General features: G+C 63.9%; 9 protein-coding genes and 1 pseudogene. 8 read left to right on the forward strand and 2 right to left on the reverse strand.

Translation table 11 applies throughout. The annotated features are described in order from the left end of the window. Positions 1–53: 53 nt before the first annotated feature. From QM779_RS15450 to QM779_RS15485, 8 genes and pseudogenes are all read left to right on the forward strand, one after another. On the forward strand, positions 54–1,079 hold the full coding sequence (locus QM779_RS15450) for a PDDEXK nuclease domain-containing protein (protein WP_428536889.1): 1,026 nt from the start codon (positions 54–56) through the stop codon (positions 1,077–1,079). 114 nt (positions 1,080–1,193) lie between these two features. After that, positions 1,194–2,042 (forward strand): annotated as a pseudogene (locus QM779_RS15455) (type I restriction-modification system subunit M); the annotation flags it as partial. Positions 2,043–2,073: 31 nt separating this feature from the next. After that, entirely contained in the window at positions 2,074–2,739 is a 666-nt protein-coding gene (locus QM779_RS15460; RefSeq protein ID WP_428538465.1) for an N-6 DNA methylase, read from the forward strand. Next, a complete protein-coding gene (locus tag QM779_RS15465) occupies positions 2,732–3,934 on the forward strand; it encodes a restriction endonuclease subunit S (protein ID WP_428536892.1) in 1,203 nt (400 codons plus the stop codon). The genes QM779_RS15460 and QM779_RS15465 overlap by 8 nt, the downstream gene beginning before the upstream one ends. After that, positions 3,931–4,977 (forward strand): restriction endonuclease, encoded by a 1,047-nt coding sequence (locus QM779_RS15470; protein WP_428536895.1) that lies wholly within the window; start codon positions 3,931–3,933, stop codon positions 4,975–4,977. Before QM779_RS15465 ends, QM779_RS15470 begins: the two co-directional genes overlap by 4 nt. Before the next feature lie 5 nt (positions 4,978–4,982). Further along, positions 4,983–8,012, forward strand: coding sequence for a type I restriction endonuclease subunit R (locus tag QM779_RS15475; RefSeq protein ID WP_428536898.1), 3,030 nt, complete (start codon positions 4,983–4,985; stop codon positions 8,010–8,012). 183 nt (positions 8,013–8,195) lie between these two features. Further along, positions 8,196–10,703, forward strand: coding sequence for an ATP-binding protein (locus tag QM779_RS15480; protein ID WP_428536902.1), 2,508 nt, complete (start codon positions 8,196–8,198; stop codon positions 10,701–10,703). Then, positions 10,684–12,600, forward strand: a complete 1,917-nt coding sequence (locus tag QM779_RS15485; RefSeq protein ID WP_428536905.1) for a hypothetical protein — start codon at positions 10,684–10,686, stop codon at positions 12,598–12,600. The genes QM779_RS15480 and QM779_RS15485 overlap by 20 nt, the downstream gene beginning before the upstream one ends. Here the strand turns inward: QM779_RS15485 and QM779_RS15490 are convergent. Together QM779_RS15490 and QM779_RS15495 are read right to left on the reverse strand one after the other, a co-directional pair. Continuing rightward, a complete protein-coding gene (locus QM779_RS15490; RefSeq protein WP_428536908.1) occupies positions 12,597–13,940 on the reverse strand; it encodes a hypothetical protein in 1,344 nt (447 codons plus the stop codon). The two genes, QM779_RS15485 and QM779_RS15490, sit on opposite strands and share 4 nt — an antisense overlap. Positions 13,941–14,188: 248 nt before the next feature. Then, positions 14,189–15,013 carry an abortive infection family protein gene (locus QM779_RS15495; protein WP_428536911.1) on the reverse strand — a complete coding sequence of 275 codons (825 nt, stop codon included), beginning with the start codon at positions 15,011–15,013 and terminating at the stop codon, positions 14,189–14,191. Positions 15,014–15,039 lie beyond the last annotated feature (26 nt).

Here is a 15,039-nt window from a genome sequence, read left to right on the forward strand (position 1 = left end):
GTGATGGTGCTCTGCCTCGTCCCGGGCTCGAAGGAAAGGTCGACCGTGCGATCATGACCATCGTGCTCCCGTCGAACTACGACGCCACCCTTGACCGCATCAAGGGCTTGGTCCACCAGTCCCGGTACACGGCCCAGCGCAGAGTGAACACTGAACTGCTGCGGCTGTACTGGCAGATCGGGGACACGCTCAACGAGCGCCAGCGCGACGCAGCCTGGGGCGCCAACATCGTCGGCCAGCTCGCGGACGATCTGAGGGCCGAGTTCCCCACGATGAAGGGCTTCTCCAGGGCGAACCTGTTCTACATGAGGCGAGTCGCGGAGGCCTGGCCGGATGTCAACCGATTTGTCCAGCAGGCTGCTGGACAAATCCCGTGGACCCACCTGACGCTCATCCTGGACAAGGTCGACGACCCCGCGCTGCGCGATTGGTACGCCGGCAAGTCCGCCTCGCACGGGTGGTCCCGTGCCGTGCTTGGGCACCAGATCGCAACCAACCTGCACGACCGGCAAGGCGCCGCACCCACCAACTACGTCGCCGCTCTCGGGCAGACAGGTTCAGAGCTTGCCCAGGAGATCACCAAGGACCCCTACGCTCTCGGGTTCCTGGCCGTCGACAACGACATCAGCGAGGTGGAGCTCGAGAAGCGGCTGGTGGAGCGCATCATCGACACGCTTCGCGAATTCGGCCCGGGATTCGCATTCGTCGGTCGGCAGGTTCACTTCGAGGTGGACGGAGACGACTACTTCATCGACCTGCTGTTCTTTCACGTCGAACAGTTGCGCTACGTGGTGATCGAACTGAAGGCCAAGAAGTTCGACCCACGCGATGCCGGCCAGCTCAGCTTCTACGTGGCCCTTGTCGAGGATCGACTGCGTCGTCCCCAGCATCAATCGACCGTGGGCATGCTGCTGGTCGCTGACAAGAACGACTCCGTCGTCAGGTATGCGCTGGCAGGCACCTCCCAACCGATCGCAATCTCCCGGTACGAGCTATCGCCCTCCGTGCAAGCGGCGCTCCCCTCAGAGGACGCGATCACGCGAGCCGTCGCCATCGAGTTCGATGAGGTCGACGAGTAGCTCGTCCCGTCGCTGGGACCTGATGACGGACTTTGTCCAGCAGCCTGCTGGACAAGTTCTCGCACCACAGCTACGTCTTTCGACCTTGCCGGCGGGAACACCGGATACGGTGAGGTGAACCCCGTCGGAGAGGACCTTGAGTTGAGCGTTGCCAGTCGCACCGATGGTCGGCTCACTCAGGCGGACCTTGAGCGCGCGCTCTGGGCGGCCGCGAACGCCCTCCGTGGCCCGGTCGACGCCGGCGACTACAAGGCGTACGTGTTCCCGGTGATGTTCTTCAAGTGGATCAGCGACAACTGGGACTACCGCCACGCCCAGGCGCTCGCCGAGTGGGGCGACGAACTCACCCCGCAAATCGAGTACGCCGACTACCAGCCGTTCACCGTGCCGAACGCCTGTCACTGGGCCGACGTCCACGACACCGCGGTCAACGTCGGCGCGAAGCTCGGTGAGGCCCTCGACCGGATACAGGAGGCCAACCGCGACCTGGCCGGTGTCTTTGGGGATGTGCAGTGGGGGAACACCGACCGGCTGCCGGAATCCGCGCTGACCGCCCTGCTGGACACCTTCCATCCGCTGCGGCTCGACCCCGACCACGTTTCCGGCGACATCCTCGGCAATGCCTACGAGTACCTGCTGCGGGAGTTCGCCGAAGCCTCGGGCAAGAAGGCCGGCGAGTTCTTCACCCCGCGCCACGTCGTGCACCTGCTGGTGAGGATCCTCGACCCGCAGCCGGGCGAGGAGGTCGTCGACCCGGCCTGCGGCTCCGGCGGCATGCTCGTCGAGACCGTCAACGCCGTCCGCGAGGCCGGCGGCAACCCCGACTCGCTCCGGCTGCGCGGCCAGGAGATCAACCTGACCACCTCGGCCATCGCCAAGATGAACCTTTACCTGCACGGCCTTGAGGACTTTGAGATCCGCCGCGGCGACACCTTCCGCGAACCCAAGTTCACCGAACGCGGCCGGCTGAAGAAGTTCGACGTCGTCATCGCCAATCCGCCGTTCAGCCTGCAGAACTGGGGCGCCGGAATTTCGGGAGAAAGACCCCTACGGACGCGTCCTGTGCGCGGTGCCGCCGGCGAAGAACGGCGACTTCGCCTGGATCCAGCACATGGTCGCCTCCATGAAGGAGGACACCGGACGGGTCGGCGTGGTCATGCCGCACGGCGTCCTGTTCCGCGGCGGCAAGGAGGGCGAGATCCGCCGCTGCCTGCTCGAGAAGGACCTCCTCGAAGCCGCCGTCGGGCTGCCGCCCAACCTGTTCTACTCCACCTCCATCCCGGTCTGCCTGCTCATCTGGCGCCACACCAAGAGCGCAGAGCGACAGGGCAAGGTGCTGTTCATCGACGCCTCCAAGCGGCTCAAGCCCGGCAAGAACCAGAACACGATGGACGACGCAGACATCGCGGCTATCCATGCTGCCTACGCCCGCGGCGAGGACACGGACGGAGACGGGGGCGTCGCCGTCCGCTTGGTGAACCTGGACGAGATCGCCGGCAACGACTACGACCTCAAGATCGGCCGCTACCTGCAGTCGGCCCACACCGCCGAGGTCGACGTCGAAGCAGCCCTCGTGGCCTACCGGGACGCCCGTGAAGCCCTCCGCGCCGCCGAGCGCACACTGGACGCCAAACTGAGAGCCGCAGGCTTCGATGCGTGAGGGGTGGACGCTCACCCCTCTTGGGACTGTCACGCAACAGGCGATCGAGTCGATCGACCTGCAGCCAGATGTTCAGTACCGAAATCTCGGCGTGAAGTGGTACGCGGCCGGAACGTTCCTGCGAGACGCGAAGCCCGGGCGTGACATCAAAGCAAGTCGTCTGTTTCGAGTCCGACCTGGTCAGTTCGTCTACAACCGGCTGTTCGCGACCGAGGGCTCATTCGCGCTGATCGGCCCGGAAGATGCTGAAGCTGTGGTCTCCAACGAGTTTCCGGTCTTCGACGTCGACGCGAGACGACTGCTACCCGAGTACCTGTACCTGAACTTCCAGCAGGAGTCGGTGTGGCAGGAGGTCAATCGTCAATGCACCGGGACGACCAAGAGCCGGCTGCGCTGGAAGGAAGAGCGGTTCCGGGCGTTCACAATTGCCATGCCGCCGGTCTCCGAGCAGAGGCGCATCGTGGACCTGATCGGCGCACTCGACGACGCCATCGCGGCCGGCGAACGGGAAGCCGAGTGCGCTGCTGGGATGGCTGTTGCGATGCGACGCGCGCTTCCTGACGGCGACGAGATCGAGTTGGGCGATCTGTTGCGGGCGATCGAGTCCGGTGTGAGCACCAAGCCGGTCGACGGGCACGGAGATCGAGTGAGTCTCTTGTCCCTCGCCGCAGTGCGGCCGGCTCGGTTCTACCCAACCGAAACTAAGGATGTCGGCGCTGCGAAGCTCCCTGAGCGAGCTCGACTTCGGGAGGGCGACCTGCTGATCACGCGGTCCAACACGCCGGATCGCGTCGGATATGTGTGCGTGGCCCGTGGCGTTCCGAGCGACACGTTCTTGCCCGATCTGGTCTGGCGACTGGTGCCGGATGAGCAGCTCGTGAGTGCTGACTACCTCGAGCAGGTTCTTTCGTCGACGCAACTACGGGCGGCAATCACGTCCAGCGCCAGCGGTACAAGCGAGTCGATGCGGAAGATCAACAAGTCTGGGTTCGCACGGCTTCGAGTGCCCTTGCCTGATCGAGCGCAGCAGGATGCGTATACCAGGCCGCTTCGAGAGCTCGGGACTTTCCAGTTCCTGCAATGCGAAGCGGTAGCCAGGCTAAAGGATCTACGCGCACGCGTCCTCGCTGTGCTTCTGTCCAGCGAGCATGAGATCCCCGATTCCTACGACGAGCTGATGGAGGAAGCGTCATGACGAGCGCGTGGGTGGTCCGGGGCGGCAGCCGCGGCGAGCATGAGCAGTGGAATCTGGAGCGCGGACGGGCCACGATCGGGTGGGCGCCGATCGGTGACCTGGCTGGTTGTTCATCGCGAGGTGACGTCCAGGTCTTGGTCGACGGCGCGTACGCCGGCAACTCGGCCCAGAGTCGCGGCATGCAGACGGGCCAGTTGTGGGCGTTCCGGCACTCGATCCAGCCCGGAGACCTACTGGTGATGCCCCTGAAGAGCCGGCAGGGCTACGTGGCCCTGGGCCGCTGTGGGGGCCGCTACGGCTACGACGCATCCGCGGATCAGAACCGGCGGCACTTCCTGCCGGTGGAGTGGCAGCCCGAGCCGGTGTCGAAGACCGTTCTCAAGGATGATCTATTGGCGACCCTGAACGGGATGATGACGGTCTTCGCCCCGTCCCGGAACGGCGCAATCGCGCGGCTGGAGCAGGTCTGGGCGCGAGGGTCCGACCCGGGCCTGACCGGCGCGTCCTTTCCGCCGCCGTCCCCGTCCTCCGAGGCCGACGCCGTCAGCGATCCGCCGGCCGTCCCGACGCTGGACGCGATTCGCGATCGCATCCGAACCCGGATCGTGGAGAGCTTCGGCGGCCACAAGCTTACCCAGCTGGTCGCCGACATCCTCACCGCGCTCGGCTATGGATGCGAGGTGTCCCCGCCCGGGCCGGACGGTGGCATCGACATCCGCGCCGGCCGTGGTCCGCTCGGGCTGGACACCCTGACCATCGTCGAGGTGAAGTCCCAGCCGAGTCCGGTCGACGTGTTCGTGGTCCGCGGCCTGCACAGTGCGATCGGCCGCACGAGCGCGACCCAGGGCCTGCTGGTCGCCATGGGTGGCCTGAATTCGCCCGCCCGCAAGGAGTGGCTGGACCTGCGCAGCACGATCCAGGTGTGGGACTCCGAGGTGCTTCTGGAGAAGCTGTTCGAGACCTATCCCCGCTTATCGGAGGCAACGCGGGCAACGTTGCCGTTGAAGCAGGCGTGGGTGCTGGACGACGAGGCGGAGGGCTGAGGTCGATGCCCGGGATGAACGAGCACAACTCGGTGCAGCAGCCGCTGGTCGAGGAGCTGGTGCGGCTGGGCTGGACCTACGTCCCGGGCAAGGAGCTGGACCGCGAGCACGAACAGGTCTTCGTCGAGTCGGAGGTCGCGGCCGCGCTGGCCCGGCTGAATCCTGATGTTGCGGACGAGCCGTCCCGGGCGTCCGAGATCGTCAAGCAGCTGCGCAACCTCACGTTCTCGGTGGACGACGACGGGCTGGTGGAGACCAACAAGGACGCCACCGGGTGGCTCCGCGGCCTGCACGCCCACAAGTTCGTGGGCACGGACAGCTTCCGTCCCGTCCGGCTGATCGACTTCGAGGATCTGTCGAACAACCGGTTCATGGTGTCCGACGAGGTGGGCTACGGCGCGCCGGGAGCGAAGGCGCGGTTCGACATCGTCCTGTTCGTGAACGGGCTGCCGCTGGTGGTCGGCGAGACCAAGACCGCGTTCAGGCAGAAGGTGTCCTGGCTGACCGCGGCGAACGAGGTGGTCGAGCACTACGAGGCGAAGTACGCGCCGTTCTTCACCACGAACGTGTTCAGCTTCGCCACCGAGGGCCGCGAGCTGATGTACGGGGCCACCGGCGCGCCGGTTGAGCACTGGATGACGGCCGGGCCGGCGAAGGAGCATCCGCTACTCGCAGACGTGCTGGAGCCTGCGCGGTGGCTGCTGGCCCCGGCGTCGGTGTTGAAGCTGTTGTCGTCCTACACGTTGTTCGAGACGCCGGACGACAACTCCGGGGTGGCCTCGTTGAGGAAGCTGATCGCCCGCTACATGCAGTTCGACGCCGTCGAGCTGATGATCGCCCGCGCGCACGCCGGCCAGTCGCGGCGAGGTCTGATCTACCACACGCAGGGGTCGGGCAAGACGCTGGCGATGGTGTTCGCAGCCGGCCAACTGCTGCAGGATCCAGCGCTCGCCAACCCGACGATCGTCTTTGTCGCAGATCGGATCGAGCTGGTGCGCAACGCCTGGGACCAGTTCCGGACGACGAACATGCCGCGGCTGCTGGCTCCGTCCACGGCGAGGCAGTTGCACGAGATGCTGGGACACCAGGATCGGCGCGGGCTGGTGTTCACGACCGTCCACAAGTTCGCCGGCGCGGCCGCCGACCTGAACACGCGCAGCAATGTCGTCGTCCTGGTCGATGAGGCGCACCGCACTCAGGAGGGCAACCTTGGCCTGACGATGCGGGCCGCGCTGCCGAACGCGTTGTTCTTCGCGTTCACAGGGACGCCGATCGCCGAGCTCGACCGGAACACGTTCGCCACGTTCGGCGACGACGAGGACCCGAAGCGGACGCTGCATGCCTACACGTCCGACCAGTCGATCGCCGACGGCATGACCGTGCCCATTCATGTGGACCCGCGGCTGGTCACGTTCCAGCTCGACAAGGCCGCCGTGGACGAGGCGTTCGAGGAGTTGAAGGTCGCCGAGAACCTGGATGACGACCAGGCGGAGGTGCTGGCTCGGCGTGGTTCGCGGGTGGACGTGATCTTCGCCAACCCGTCCCGCATCGACGCGGTGTGCACCGACATCGTCGACCACTTCTACTCCACGGTCGACCCGCTAGGCGAGAAGGCGCAGATCGTCGTCTACGACCGGGCGGCGTGCGTGGCCTACAAGGCGCGGCTCGCTGAGCTGCTTTCGTTGCGGCACGCGGCGGGGAAGCCGCTGGACGAGGCGGCGGTGGTGATGAGCGTCACGGGCGGCAAGGACGAGGACGAGGCGTGGTCCGTCCATCGGCGGACGGAGTCGGAGGAGGCGGAGCTGCTGAGGCGGTTCCGGACGCACGGCGACCCGCTGAAGTTCCTTGTCGTCACCGCCCGGCTCGGCACGGGGTTCAATGCGCCGATCGAGGGGGCGTTGTACCTGGACAAGCCGATGAAGGACCACACCCTCTTCCAGACAATCACGCGGACGAACCGGACGTGGCGCAACCCGTCCACCGGGCAGGAGAAGCGGTACGGGCTGATCGTCGACTACGTGGGCCTGGGGTCCGGGTTCGCGCGGGCGATGGCGCCGGCGAACGGCGACCAGGACCCGCGCAGCATCGAGGTGGACGGGCTGATCGACCAGTTCGAGGCCGAGCTGGTGGCGACGATGCGCTGGTTCGCCGGGATCGACCACACGCTAATCGGCTCGACCACACTCCTGGAGGCGCAGCAGCGAATCGCGAAGGACGCCGACAGGGAGGCATTCGTGACGAGCTTCCTGATGCTGGAGGGCATCTGGGAGGCGTGCGCGCCGCACCTGCGGCTGGCGCCGCACCAGTCGGCGTACCGGTTCCTGGCGAAGATCTACGCGTCCATCGCGCCGATCGGGCCGCGGGCGGACCTGGTCTGGCAACGGCTCGGAACGAAGACGCTCGACATCGTGTTCGAGCACATGACCGACGTCAAGGTGACCCACACCGACGCGGTCGTGGTGGCGGACGCGGACACGATCCACCGCCTGGAAGAAGAAGGGCTGCTGCCGGGCATCGAGGACGTGGAGCACAAGACGGCGGCCGAGGTGCTGGACACGATCTATGCGCGGTTGAAGAAGCGCCTTCAGGGTCCGAACGGGAACCACCCGATCTACCGGTCGCTGGCCGAGCGGCTGGAAGACCTTCGAGCGCGGACGATCGCCGACGCGCAGCAGTCGATCGACTGGCTTCGGGATGCGTTCTCCGTCGCTCGGGACCTGCGAGCCGCGGAGAAGGCAGAAGACGAGGCTGGGGTCGATGGGCTGGACCTGCTGCCCGACCCGAACGTGTTCGCGTTGACGCAGATACTCCGCGAGTGCGCTCCGCCGGACACGCCCGTGCTGATCGAGCGGGTCGTGGCCGAGGTCGATGCCATCGTCAAGGAAGTCACCGCCGGCAACAGCGGCTGGGCCTCCACGCAGAAGGGCGACCGAGCCGTCCGCCGCGAAGTCCGCAACACCCTGCGCACCTACGGACTGCACACAGTCCCAGGTCTCTTCGAGCGCGCCTACGCCTACATCGCCGAGCACTATTGAGCTAGGGCGCCTAGACCGGCCCGGCTCCTTCACGCCTAACAGGCCGCACCCGAGCTGGGCGCGCAACGCAGTCCACCGTCAGCGGATATGGAAGGATGAGCCGAGCCATCAGCTGGATCAGAAAGGTGGACCGTGCCTGAACCGTTGGGCGCGCAGGGGGCAGCGGACACTGCGACGGGAGTCATGCACTTCGACGTCCATCCATCCGTTCTCTTCAAGCTCGGCCAAGACCTGATTACCGATGACGCGCAGGCGCTGGTCGAACTCATCAAGAACGCCTACGACGCCGACGCCAGCACGGTGCGAGTCGACATAGATACCCAAGGATGGTTCGACATCGCCACGGGCGAGCCAGTCCCTAAGGGCTCCGCGGCACCGGAGGGTGCGGTGCAAGGACGGCTCCGCGTTCAGGATGACGGCGTGGGGATGAGCATCGAAACTATCAAGAACGGTTGGCTCACTGTCTCCAACAGCGAGAAGCGCGACTTCAAGGCCACGGGTGCAGTCACTTCGCGCGGGCGCACCCCGCTCGGAGACAAAGGCTTGGGGCGGCTGGGCGTTCAGCGCCTTGGCCGAGTAGTGAGGCTAGAGACTGCAAGGGTTGGTGAGCGCGACGGCTTCGAAGCATACGAGGTTACGGTCGACTGGTATCGCTTCGAGGGCGCCAGGACCCTCACGTCGGTCCCTCTCGACGTGAAGCCGATCCGAAACGCAAACAAGGCCGGAACTGCCGTAGACGTCCTTGGCCTTCGCAATGTCGACTACTGGGAGGGTCGCGGCGAGTTGGATCTTCAGAAGCAGCTTGCTTCGATCCTCTCTCCCTACGAGAACGCGGCCGGTCTGCGTGTCTTCGTGAAGATCAACAACGCCGAGGTCGATACACGTGAGGAGGCTCGCCGCTTACTGGCGATCGCACCAAATCTGTTCAATTTCTCATACGAGCGTGGCGCCATTGCAATCACCGCTCTGTTGAGAAGCACGGAACTGCGCGGGCGAAACGCTGCTGAGCGCCGTGTCTATGAGCAGCTAGTCGCTCCAGACAACGGTTTCGCGTTTGCCGAGTGGTTGTTGAGCGCAAGGAGGGCGCAGGCCAGGGGAGTGGGCGCACAACTTGGTGACGACACGTATTTCTTACTGTTCTCGCGCTCGGTGACTCTTCACGGAGCCGCTGAGAAGGGTCGCACGGTTGCCGATCCGGGGCCGTTTCAAGGCCAGATCAGCGCGTTCAGCTACGATCGCGATGAGGACTCCGCGCTGGATAGCGCGAGTGAGCTGAGGGACTTTGCCAAGCAACTCTCGGGAATTCGAGTCTTTCGAGACGGATTTGGGATACGCCTAGACGATGACTGGCTGGGACTCTCGGCGCAACAAACTCACGGAGGTTCATTCTACGGGCTCCGACCCAAGAACACCGCCGGGTACGTGAACCTCTCGGCACGTGACAACGCGGTTCTCGAGGAAACATCGAGCCGGGAGGCATTCACAGATACACTAGCTTGGCGCGGTTTCTACGATCTAATGCGTGCGGTAGTCAGGTTCGCGGCGGACACGCGAGAGTTTGTGCGCCGCAATTGGCTGGTCTATCAGAGAGAGCGTTTGACTCCAACTCAAATCGATCCCGCGGCGACTCCAACGGAAATCTCCGAGCTAATTGCGACACGCGCGGGTCACGCCCAGGAAGTAAAGGTAAGGGCGCGCACGGTTCGTGAGTCTGTATCCCGGCTTGCGGGGGTCGTTACGGAACTACAAGAATCGCATAAGCGCGCAAATGATGGGATTTGGACTGATCCTGCTCTAGTGGCAGCTACAGAGAAGGCTGTCGCGGACATAAGTTCAGTCCAAGCACAGACTGAGTCGGCCCTCGAACAGGTCGAGCAGGTTGTGGCTACCTTCGAAGACCTTGTCGGCGCCGCGGAGTTGCTTCGCGAGAAACTCTCGGTGGCCGAGGAGCAGATAGAGCGAGCTTGGGAATCCGTCGCGCTGGGCTTGGGCGCTGAAGTACTGGCGCACGAGGTTGACCAGATCGCTGACCGCCTGCGGGGGCGGAGCCACCAGATTCTTGAGTATCTCCGCAGCAGACCCGAGCGCGACCCGCGCGTCATCGGCTTTGTCGAACACGTTCGAGCCTCCGCTTCGGAGATGTCACGCCAAGTGAGTCGTCTCAATCCCTCGTTGCGGTTCCGTCGTGAGACACGCAAGGTACATGTGGTCTCAGCTCTTGTGGTGAGCGCCGTGGACTACCATCTACCGCGGCTCGAGAGGTCCGGAATCCAGCTGAGGACGGATGTTCGAGGAGACTTCGCTATCAGGATGAACGAGGGCAAGTTCATGCAGATCATCGACAATCTGGTCAGAAACAGCGAGTATTGGTTAACCCGCGAGATTCAGGTAGGTCGGCTGCACGCCGGTTCGGTCGCGATCACGATCGACGCGCCGCGTATCTTGATCACGGACAACGGCCCGGGTGTCGAGCCGCGAGTGGTCGACACCTTATTTGAGCCTTTCGTAACCACCAAGCCCGGAAGTGACGGCCGCGGACTCGGGCTGTTTGTCGTGAGTCAGCTTCTCGACTCAGAGGGCTGCAGCATTCATCTGGGAAGCTCGTTGAACGAAGCAGGACACCCCAACACCTTTGTGGTGGATCTGACAGCCGTTCGAACCGAAGACACGCTTGAGGATCGTCATGGATGAGTTGTGTTCTGTCGACGGGTCGGATCTTCCGGGGACTGCGGCGGAACCGGCCATCAGTCAGCAGGATATTGACGCCACCAAGAAGCGGATAGGCGACCTGCTGAGCGCGATCGGCGTGACAATCGTGATCTCTATCGACGATCTCAACGCACCAGGCAGTCAGGCAGTCGCTGCCGAGCAGATCACCGAGGCGATGGCCGGCTCGGAAGAACTATCTAGGGCAGTGATCCAGGTCCTGCACGATGGGCAGGGAGCCGAGGGCTTTGGTGACGTTGACTCTGAGGATCCATCGAGTGTGGCCGACTTCATCAATGCCGGTTGGTCTGGCTTCGCTGCTCCGCTGCAGACCAAGCTGGGTCAACTCTACGACAACCTCCTGCAGGATCGGCAGGACCAACTGCCGGCCGAGTCGATAGCGAATGATCTCCAGTCGCGTGAAGTGCTTCGGCGCCTCTTCGATGGGGTTGCGGAGTATCGCCCCTTGTCGATGGCAGAATGGAGGGGTGTGCAGGAGGCCACCCTTAAGGAGCGATCGAACAAGTACCTAGTCCTTGTAGACCGCTCCTTCACTCGCGAAGGCGGTGACGCGACCTCTGGAGAGGTCCTCCTCGGCGATATCCTGGCTGCCGCTGGCGACAACGTCTGGGCAGGTCTTCTCACACAATCAGCCACAAACGAGGAAGGGGAGACCGACCTAACGAATCAGCTTCGCGGACGGTTTGGGGATCAAGCGACGCGAATCGCCGCCATTGGGAAGTTTCGCACGTCCAAGGTGACCACTCTGCCAGCGGGCCTGCGAGCGCTACTGCTAGTCCGGGAGATCTCGGCCTATCGGGACTTGGCGATGAGCGCCCTCGACAGTGCCTCAGCGCGTGCGCGGGAGAGCTTCGAAGCGCTCAACGACTACGTACTCATCGAAGCGATGGCGGCGGCCCGCAAGGAAGGCTTGTTCGAACTTGAGCACCCGCTGCGTGCCGCTCAACGTGCGTATGCCGAGACGCTTTCGCTCGAGGTGAGGGGCCAGGGCTTCGCCGACAAGCACCTTAGCTCGATCCGGGCCGGTGGGGTTGAGGCGTACAAGAACGCGCAGCGCGATGAAGAGCAGATACGCGAGACGCTGCGTGAGGACCGGTTCTTGCCCGATGGCTTCGTATCTTCCCTGGGGCTCCCGATTGAGATCGGCGACATCTTCATCGTTGAGTCCCTCTACCCCGCCGGCAAAGGTGCATCGGTGCCGGCCGCGCGCCACTATGTGCTACTTGGCCAAGCATGCGACCTGACGGTGCGGTCGTCTGGGCGTCGGGAACCCGAAATCCTGTCTGTCGTGCTCCACGAGATCACGCCGGAGCGTGCCCAGGCAGGCGAGGATGAGGAGGCGTTTCTGTACCCCAAGCGTGAGGTGGGATACCTGCAGTCCGGCGGAACTGATGTCTGGTCGGTCCGCTTCAAGAAACGCATCACTGTCCCGATCGACGCGGTGGACGCCACTGTCTTCAATCCAGACGGGAGAGCCGTCATCCCGGCGACGGTCAGTGAACCGAGACCGCTGGCACCGGGGTTGGTGCCGCGACTCGAACAACTTTCGGTCCGCGCAGGCAAGGTCATCGAGAAGTACGCGGCGGCTGAAGTGGCCATGGCGGAGATGGACCAAAGAGAGGACTGGTTGAGACACATCGGTGCGTCTCTGGCGGGCGCGAGCGCTGATGCGCGTGCCGGCGTCACCGCCGTTGTCCATACAGAGAGCCCGCGCGCCATCATCTACGGCATCCGACGAATCGGCCGCGTCCGAAACGAGTACGCGGCACGTCTTGCCGATTTGGCGACGGCCTTCCAGGGCCGCCCTGCATTCGAACCGGACGTGGTCGACGGAATCAGCCGCGAGCGTCCGGCGAGCTAGCGGACTTTCGCGGTCACCAGCACGTACTCACGGCTCATCGTGCTACCGATACTGTTCGTTCCAGCCATCCGCTTGCGCTTCAATGGGAGGCGACGAGTGATCAGATGCACCTTCTCCTGCCCGTGCTGAGCGAGTAGCTCTTCAGTGATCAGGATCAGCGGAACCTGCTCGCCTCCGACTCTCCGTTCGGCGAGCGTCCAGAAGCTGAAACCCCCAATCCTCAAAGGTGCTGAGGCTCGCGAAAGCGCCAAGTCGTAGTCCCGCGAGAAGGAAAGGACCTTTTTGATGAGATCTGGTCGGCCCTCAATCTTCGGCAAGAATGTGGCGAGAGTTGGCGACTTCGCTTCGAGATCTGCCCGACTCCCCAACGCGCCAAGCAAAGAGCCGCCAAGACTCAGGTGATCGATGCGACCCGTGGAGGCCAGTAGTGAAGGCTCCAGAGTCCCGACCAAGTCGCGCTCGTTGATCCAACGCAGCGGCAGGTAGCTGTGTTGGCCGTAGGTAACGGTGGTGTGGTTGTCACCGTATGGGGGGGACGACATGATGGCATCCACCACTGACGGGCCAACTATGTCGCTGAGGATTGACGCGCGCTGAAGCGTGACCTCAGGCGAGCGAACCTCGCTGCCACTCCGCGTTGACACGCGCTCCCAGTGGTCTCCTGCTCGATGTGAGTTCGCCATACCGATAGATGCGAAAGTCGACATCGCCTCCGGCTTGCGAGCGGCCAATTGCTCGGCGGAGTAGGCGTGTAGCTTTACAGTAGACGTGCGCGAACTTGATACCAGCCTGATTGTTTCCGCCATGCAAACCCAGAGGAATCGGCGAATCTCTAGCTCGGGCTCCCGCATAATGGCCTGGCGAAGTCTGGACAACTCAGAACGGACGGACGGCGTGAACCACTTCTGGATATTTGGAAAGTCGAAGTCGGGCGCGTCCGACTTCTTGGCACGATCTACGGTAGCTGCAACGGCCCGCGTTGCCGATTCGATGGACGGCGGTGCCGCCTTCACGTGGCTCAGCAGAACCGCCATCGGATTGATGTCGACGCCGAAGAAATCAAGTCCCCGGTATATGGACTCCAGCAGGACCGTGCCCGAGCCCATGAACGGGTCGAAAACAGACTTGACGTTAGGTTGGACTGCGAGGAGATCATCGAGGAGGGCGCCCTGTAATTCGGGGACCATCATCGCCGGATATTGGAAGAAGGCATGACCGCCGCCGCGGCGAGGTGAGTCCTCGAAATCCCAGAAGCTCGGGTCGTGACGCGTCCGATCTTCCAGTCGTTGCCTGAGCACTTCGGCGCAAGCGTCACGCTCGGTGGCCAGGGCGGGCGTCATGTGCACCTCATGTTCGCTGGCTGAAGCCAGCCCTCGACGGCTTTGTGGTCAACAGAGCGGAGCTCTGCTAGTCGAAGCGTATCGCTTCGCACCGTCGCGACATCCTCGGCTCCGGACGGGTCTCCCGCGCCGATCAAGCCAAGCCCACAAGCGGGGCGCAGCCGAGGTGCAAGCGGGTGACTCCGACCTCCACCCATTGGATGGACCTTCTAGCGAGTGGGTTCGTGATGCCCTCGGAGCAGTCTTGGCTATGTCCGGCCCATCTGCCAATCCAGGGTCGCCAGAGCAAACTCCGCCATGCTGCAAGCTTCGCGTACGACGAACAGCGCCTGTGTGGCCGAGACGCCTGTTGGGAGCGCTCTGCCATGGCCGGAGCCTTGGAGCCCGCGTAGAACGTTGACTTGGTGCGCGATAGTCCAAGCGGATTGCACGATGGTCTTTATGGATGCTGCACCAGGGACGTCCTGAGCAACCTGCTGCGGGAGGATTCCGAGCCTCTCGCGAGCGTGGTGCCACAACTCGTCGAAACTCATCTTCTCCGTGTACTCAACGTCCAATTCCTGAAGGATCAACTTCGCCGTTGCTTCAAGCATGTCCTTTGCGGTCCCCAATAGCGCGCCCGCATCGGAGGTGTTCTGCCGAAGCCGGCTCAGCTGCTCCTCGAGGGCGCTCCGGCCGCCGGTTGACACGTTGATCTCGCCGATCGGCGAGAGATCGCCGTCGTCGCTCAACAGCCACCCCTGTCGATCGAATGCTCTCCGAAGCGTTCGAAGCTTGCCGCCGTCGTAGCCGGGAGAATCTCGATCGAACGCACCGGACGTGCGAAGTGCCGAGAGGAGGCCGTCTACCAGCGGCCTCGCGGCCTCGGGGTGGCGGACGGCCGCCATGACAGTCCGCTGAACGCGGGCTTCCTTGTTCGGCCCGTCCGTCATGGAACCGCCGGCGTTTGGCGCCACGTCCCCAAGCCTGGCGCTCATGAAGATGGTGGTCAGCTTCGAGTGAGAAGGTCCGCTGCCTCCGAAGAAGTAGCTGGCGAGCGCAGCGGCAATGTCCTGGCTAGCTGGGTCGGCCATGCACCGCCTCCTTTCGATCTGCTCTC

This window comes from Propionicimonas sp., assembly GCF_049840635.1.
In the GTDB taxonomy this organism is placed as follows: domain Bacteria; phylum Actinomycetota; class Actinomycetes; order Propionibacteriales; family Propionibacteriaceae; genus Propionicimonas.

What these genes read in the sequence shown, in the direction of transcription:
- QM779_RS15450 (WP_428536889.1), top strand. Translation starts at nt 54, where the DNA reads ATGACCATCGTGCTCCCGTCGAACTACGACGCCACCCTTGACCGCATC.
- QM779_RS15465 (WP_428536892.1), top strand. Translation starts at nt 2,732, where the DNA reads ATGCGTGAGGGGTGGACGCTCACCCCTCTTGGGACTGTCACGCAACAG.
- QM779_RS15470 (WP_428536895.1), top strand. Translation starts at nt 3,931, where the DNA reads ATGACGAGCGCGTGGGTGGTCCGGGGCGGCAGCCGCGGCGAGCATGAG.
- QM779_RS15475 (WP_428536898.1), top strand. Translation starts at nt 4,983, where the DNA reads ATGCCCGGGATGAACGAGCACAACTCGGTGCAGCAGCCGCTGGTCGAG.
- QM779_RS15480 (WP_428536902.1), top strand. Translation starts at nt 8,196, where the DNA reads ATGCACTTCGACGTCCATCCATCCGTTCTCTTCAAGCTCGGCCAAGAC.
- QM779_RS15490 (WP_428536908.1), bottom strand. Translation starts at nt 13,940, where the DNA reads ATGACGCCCGCCCTGGCCACCGAGCGTGACGCTTGCGCCGAAGTGCTC.
- QM779_RS15495 (WP_428536911.1), bottom strand. Translation starts at nt 15,013, where the DNA reads ATGGCCGACCCAGCTAGCCAGGACATTGCCGCTGCGCTCGCCAGCTAC.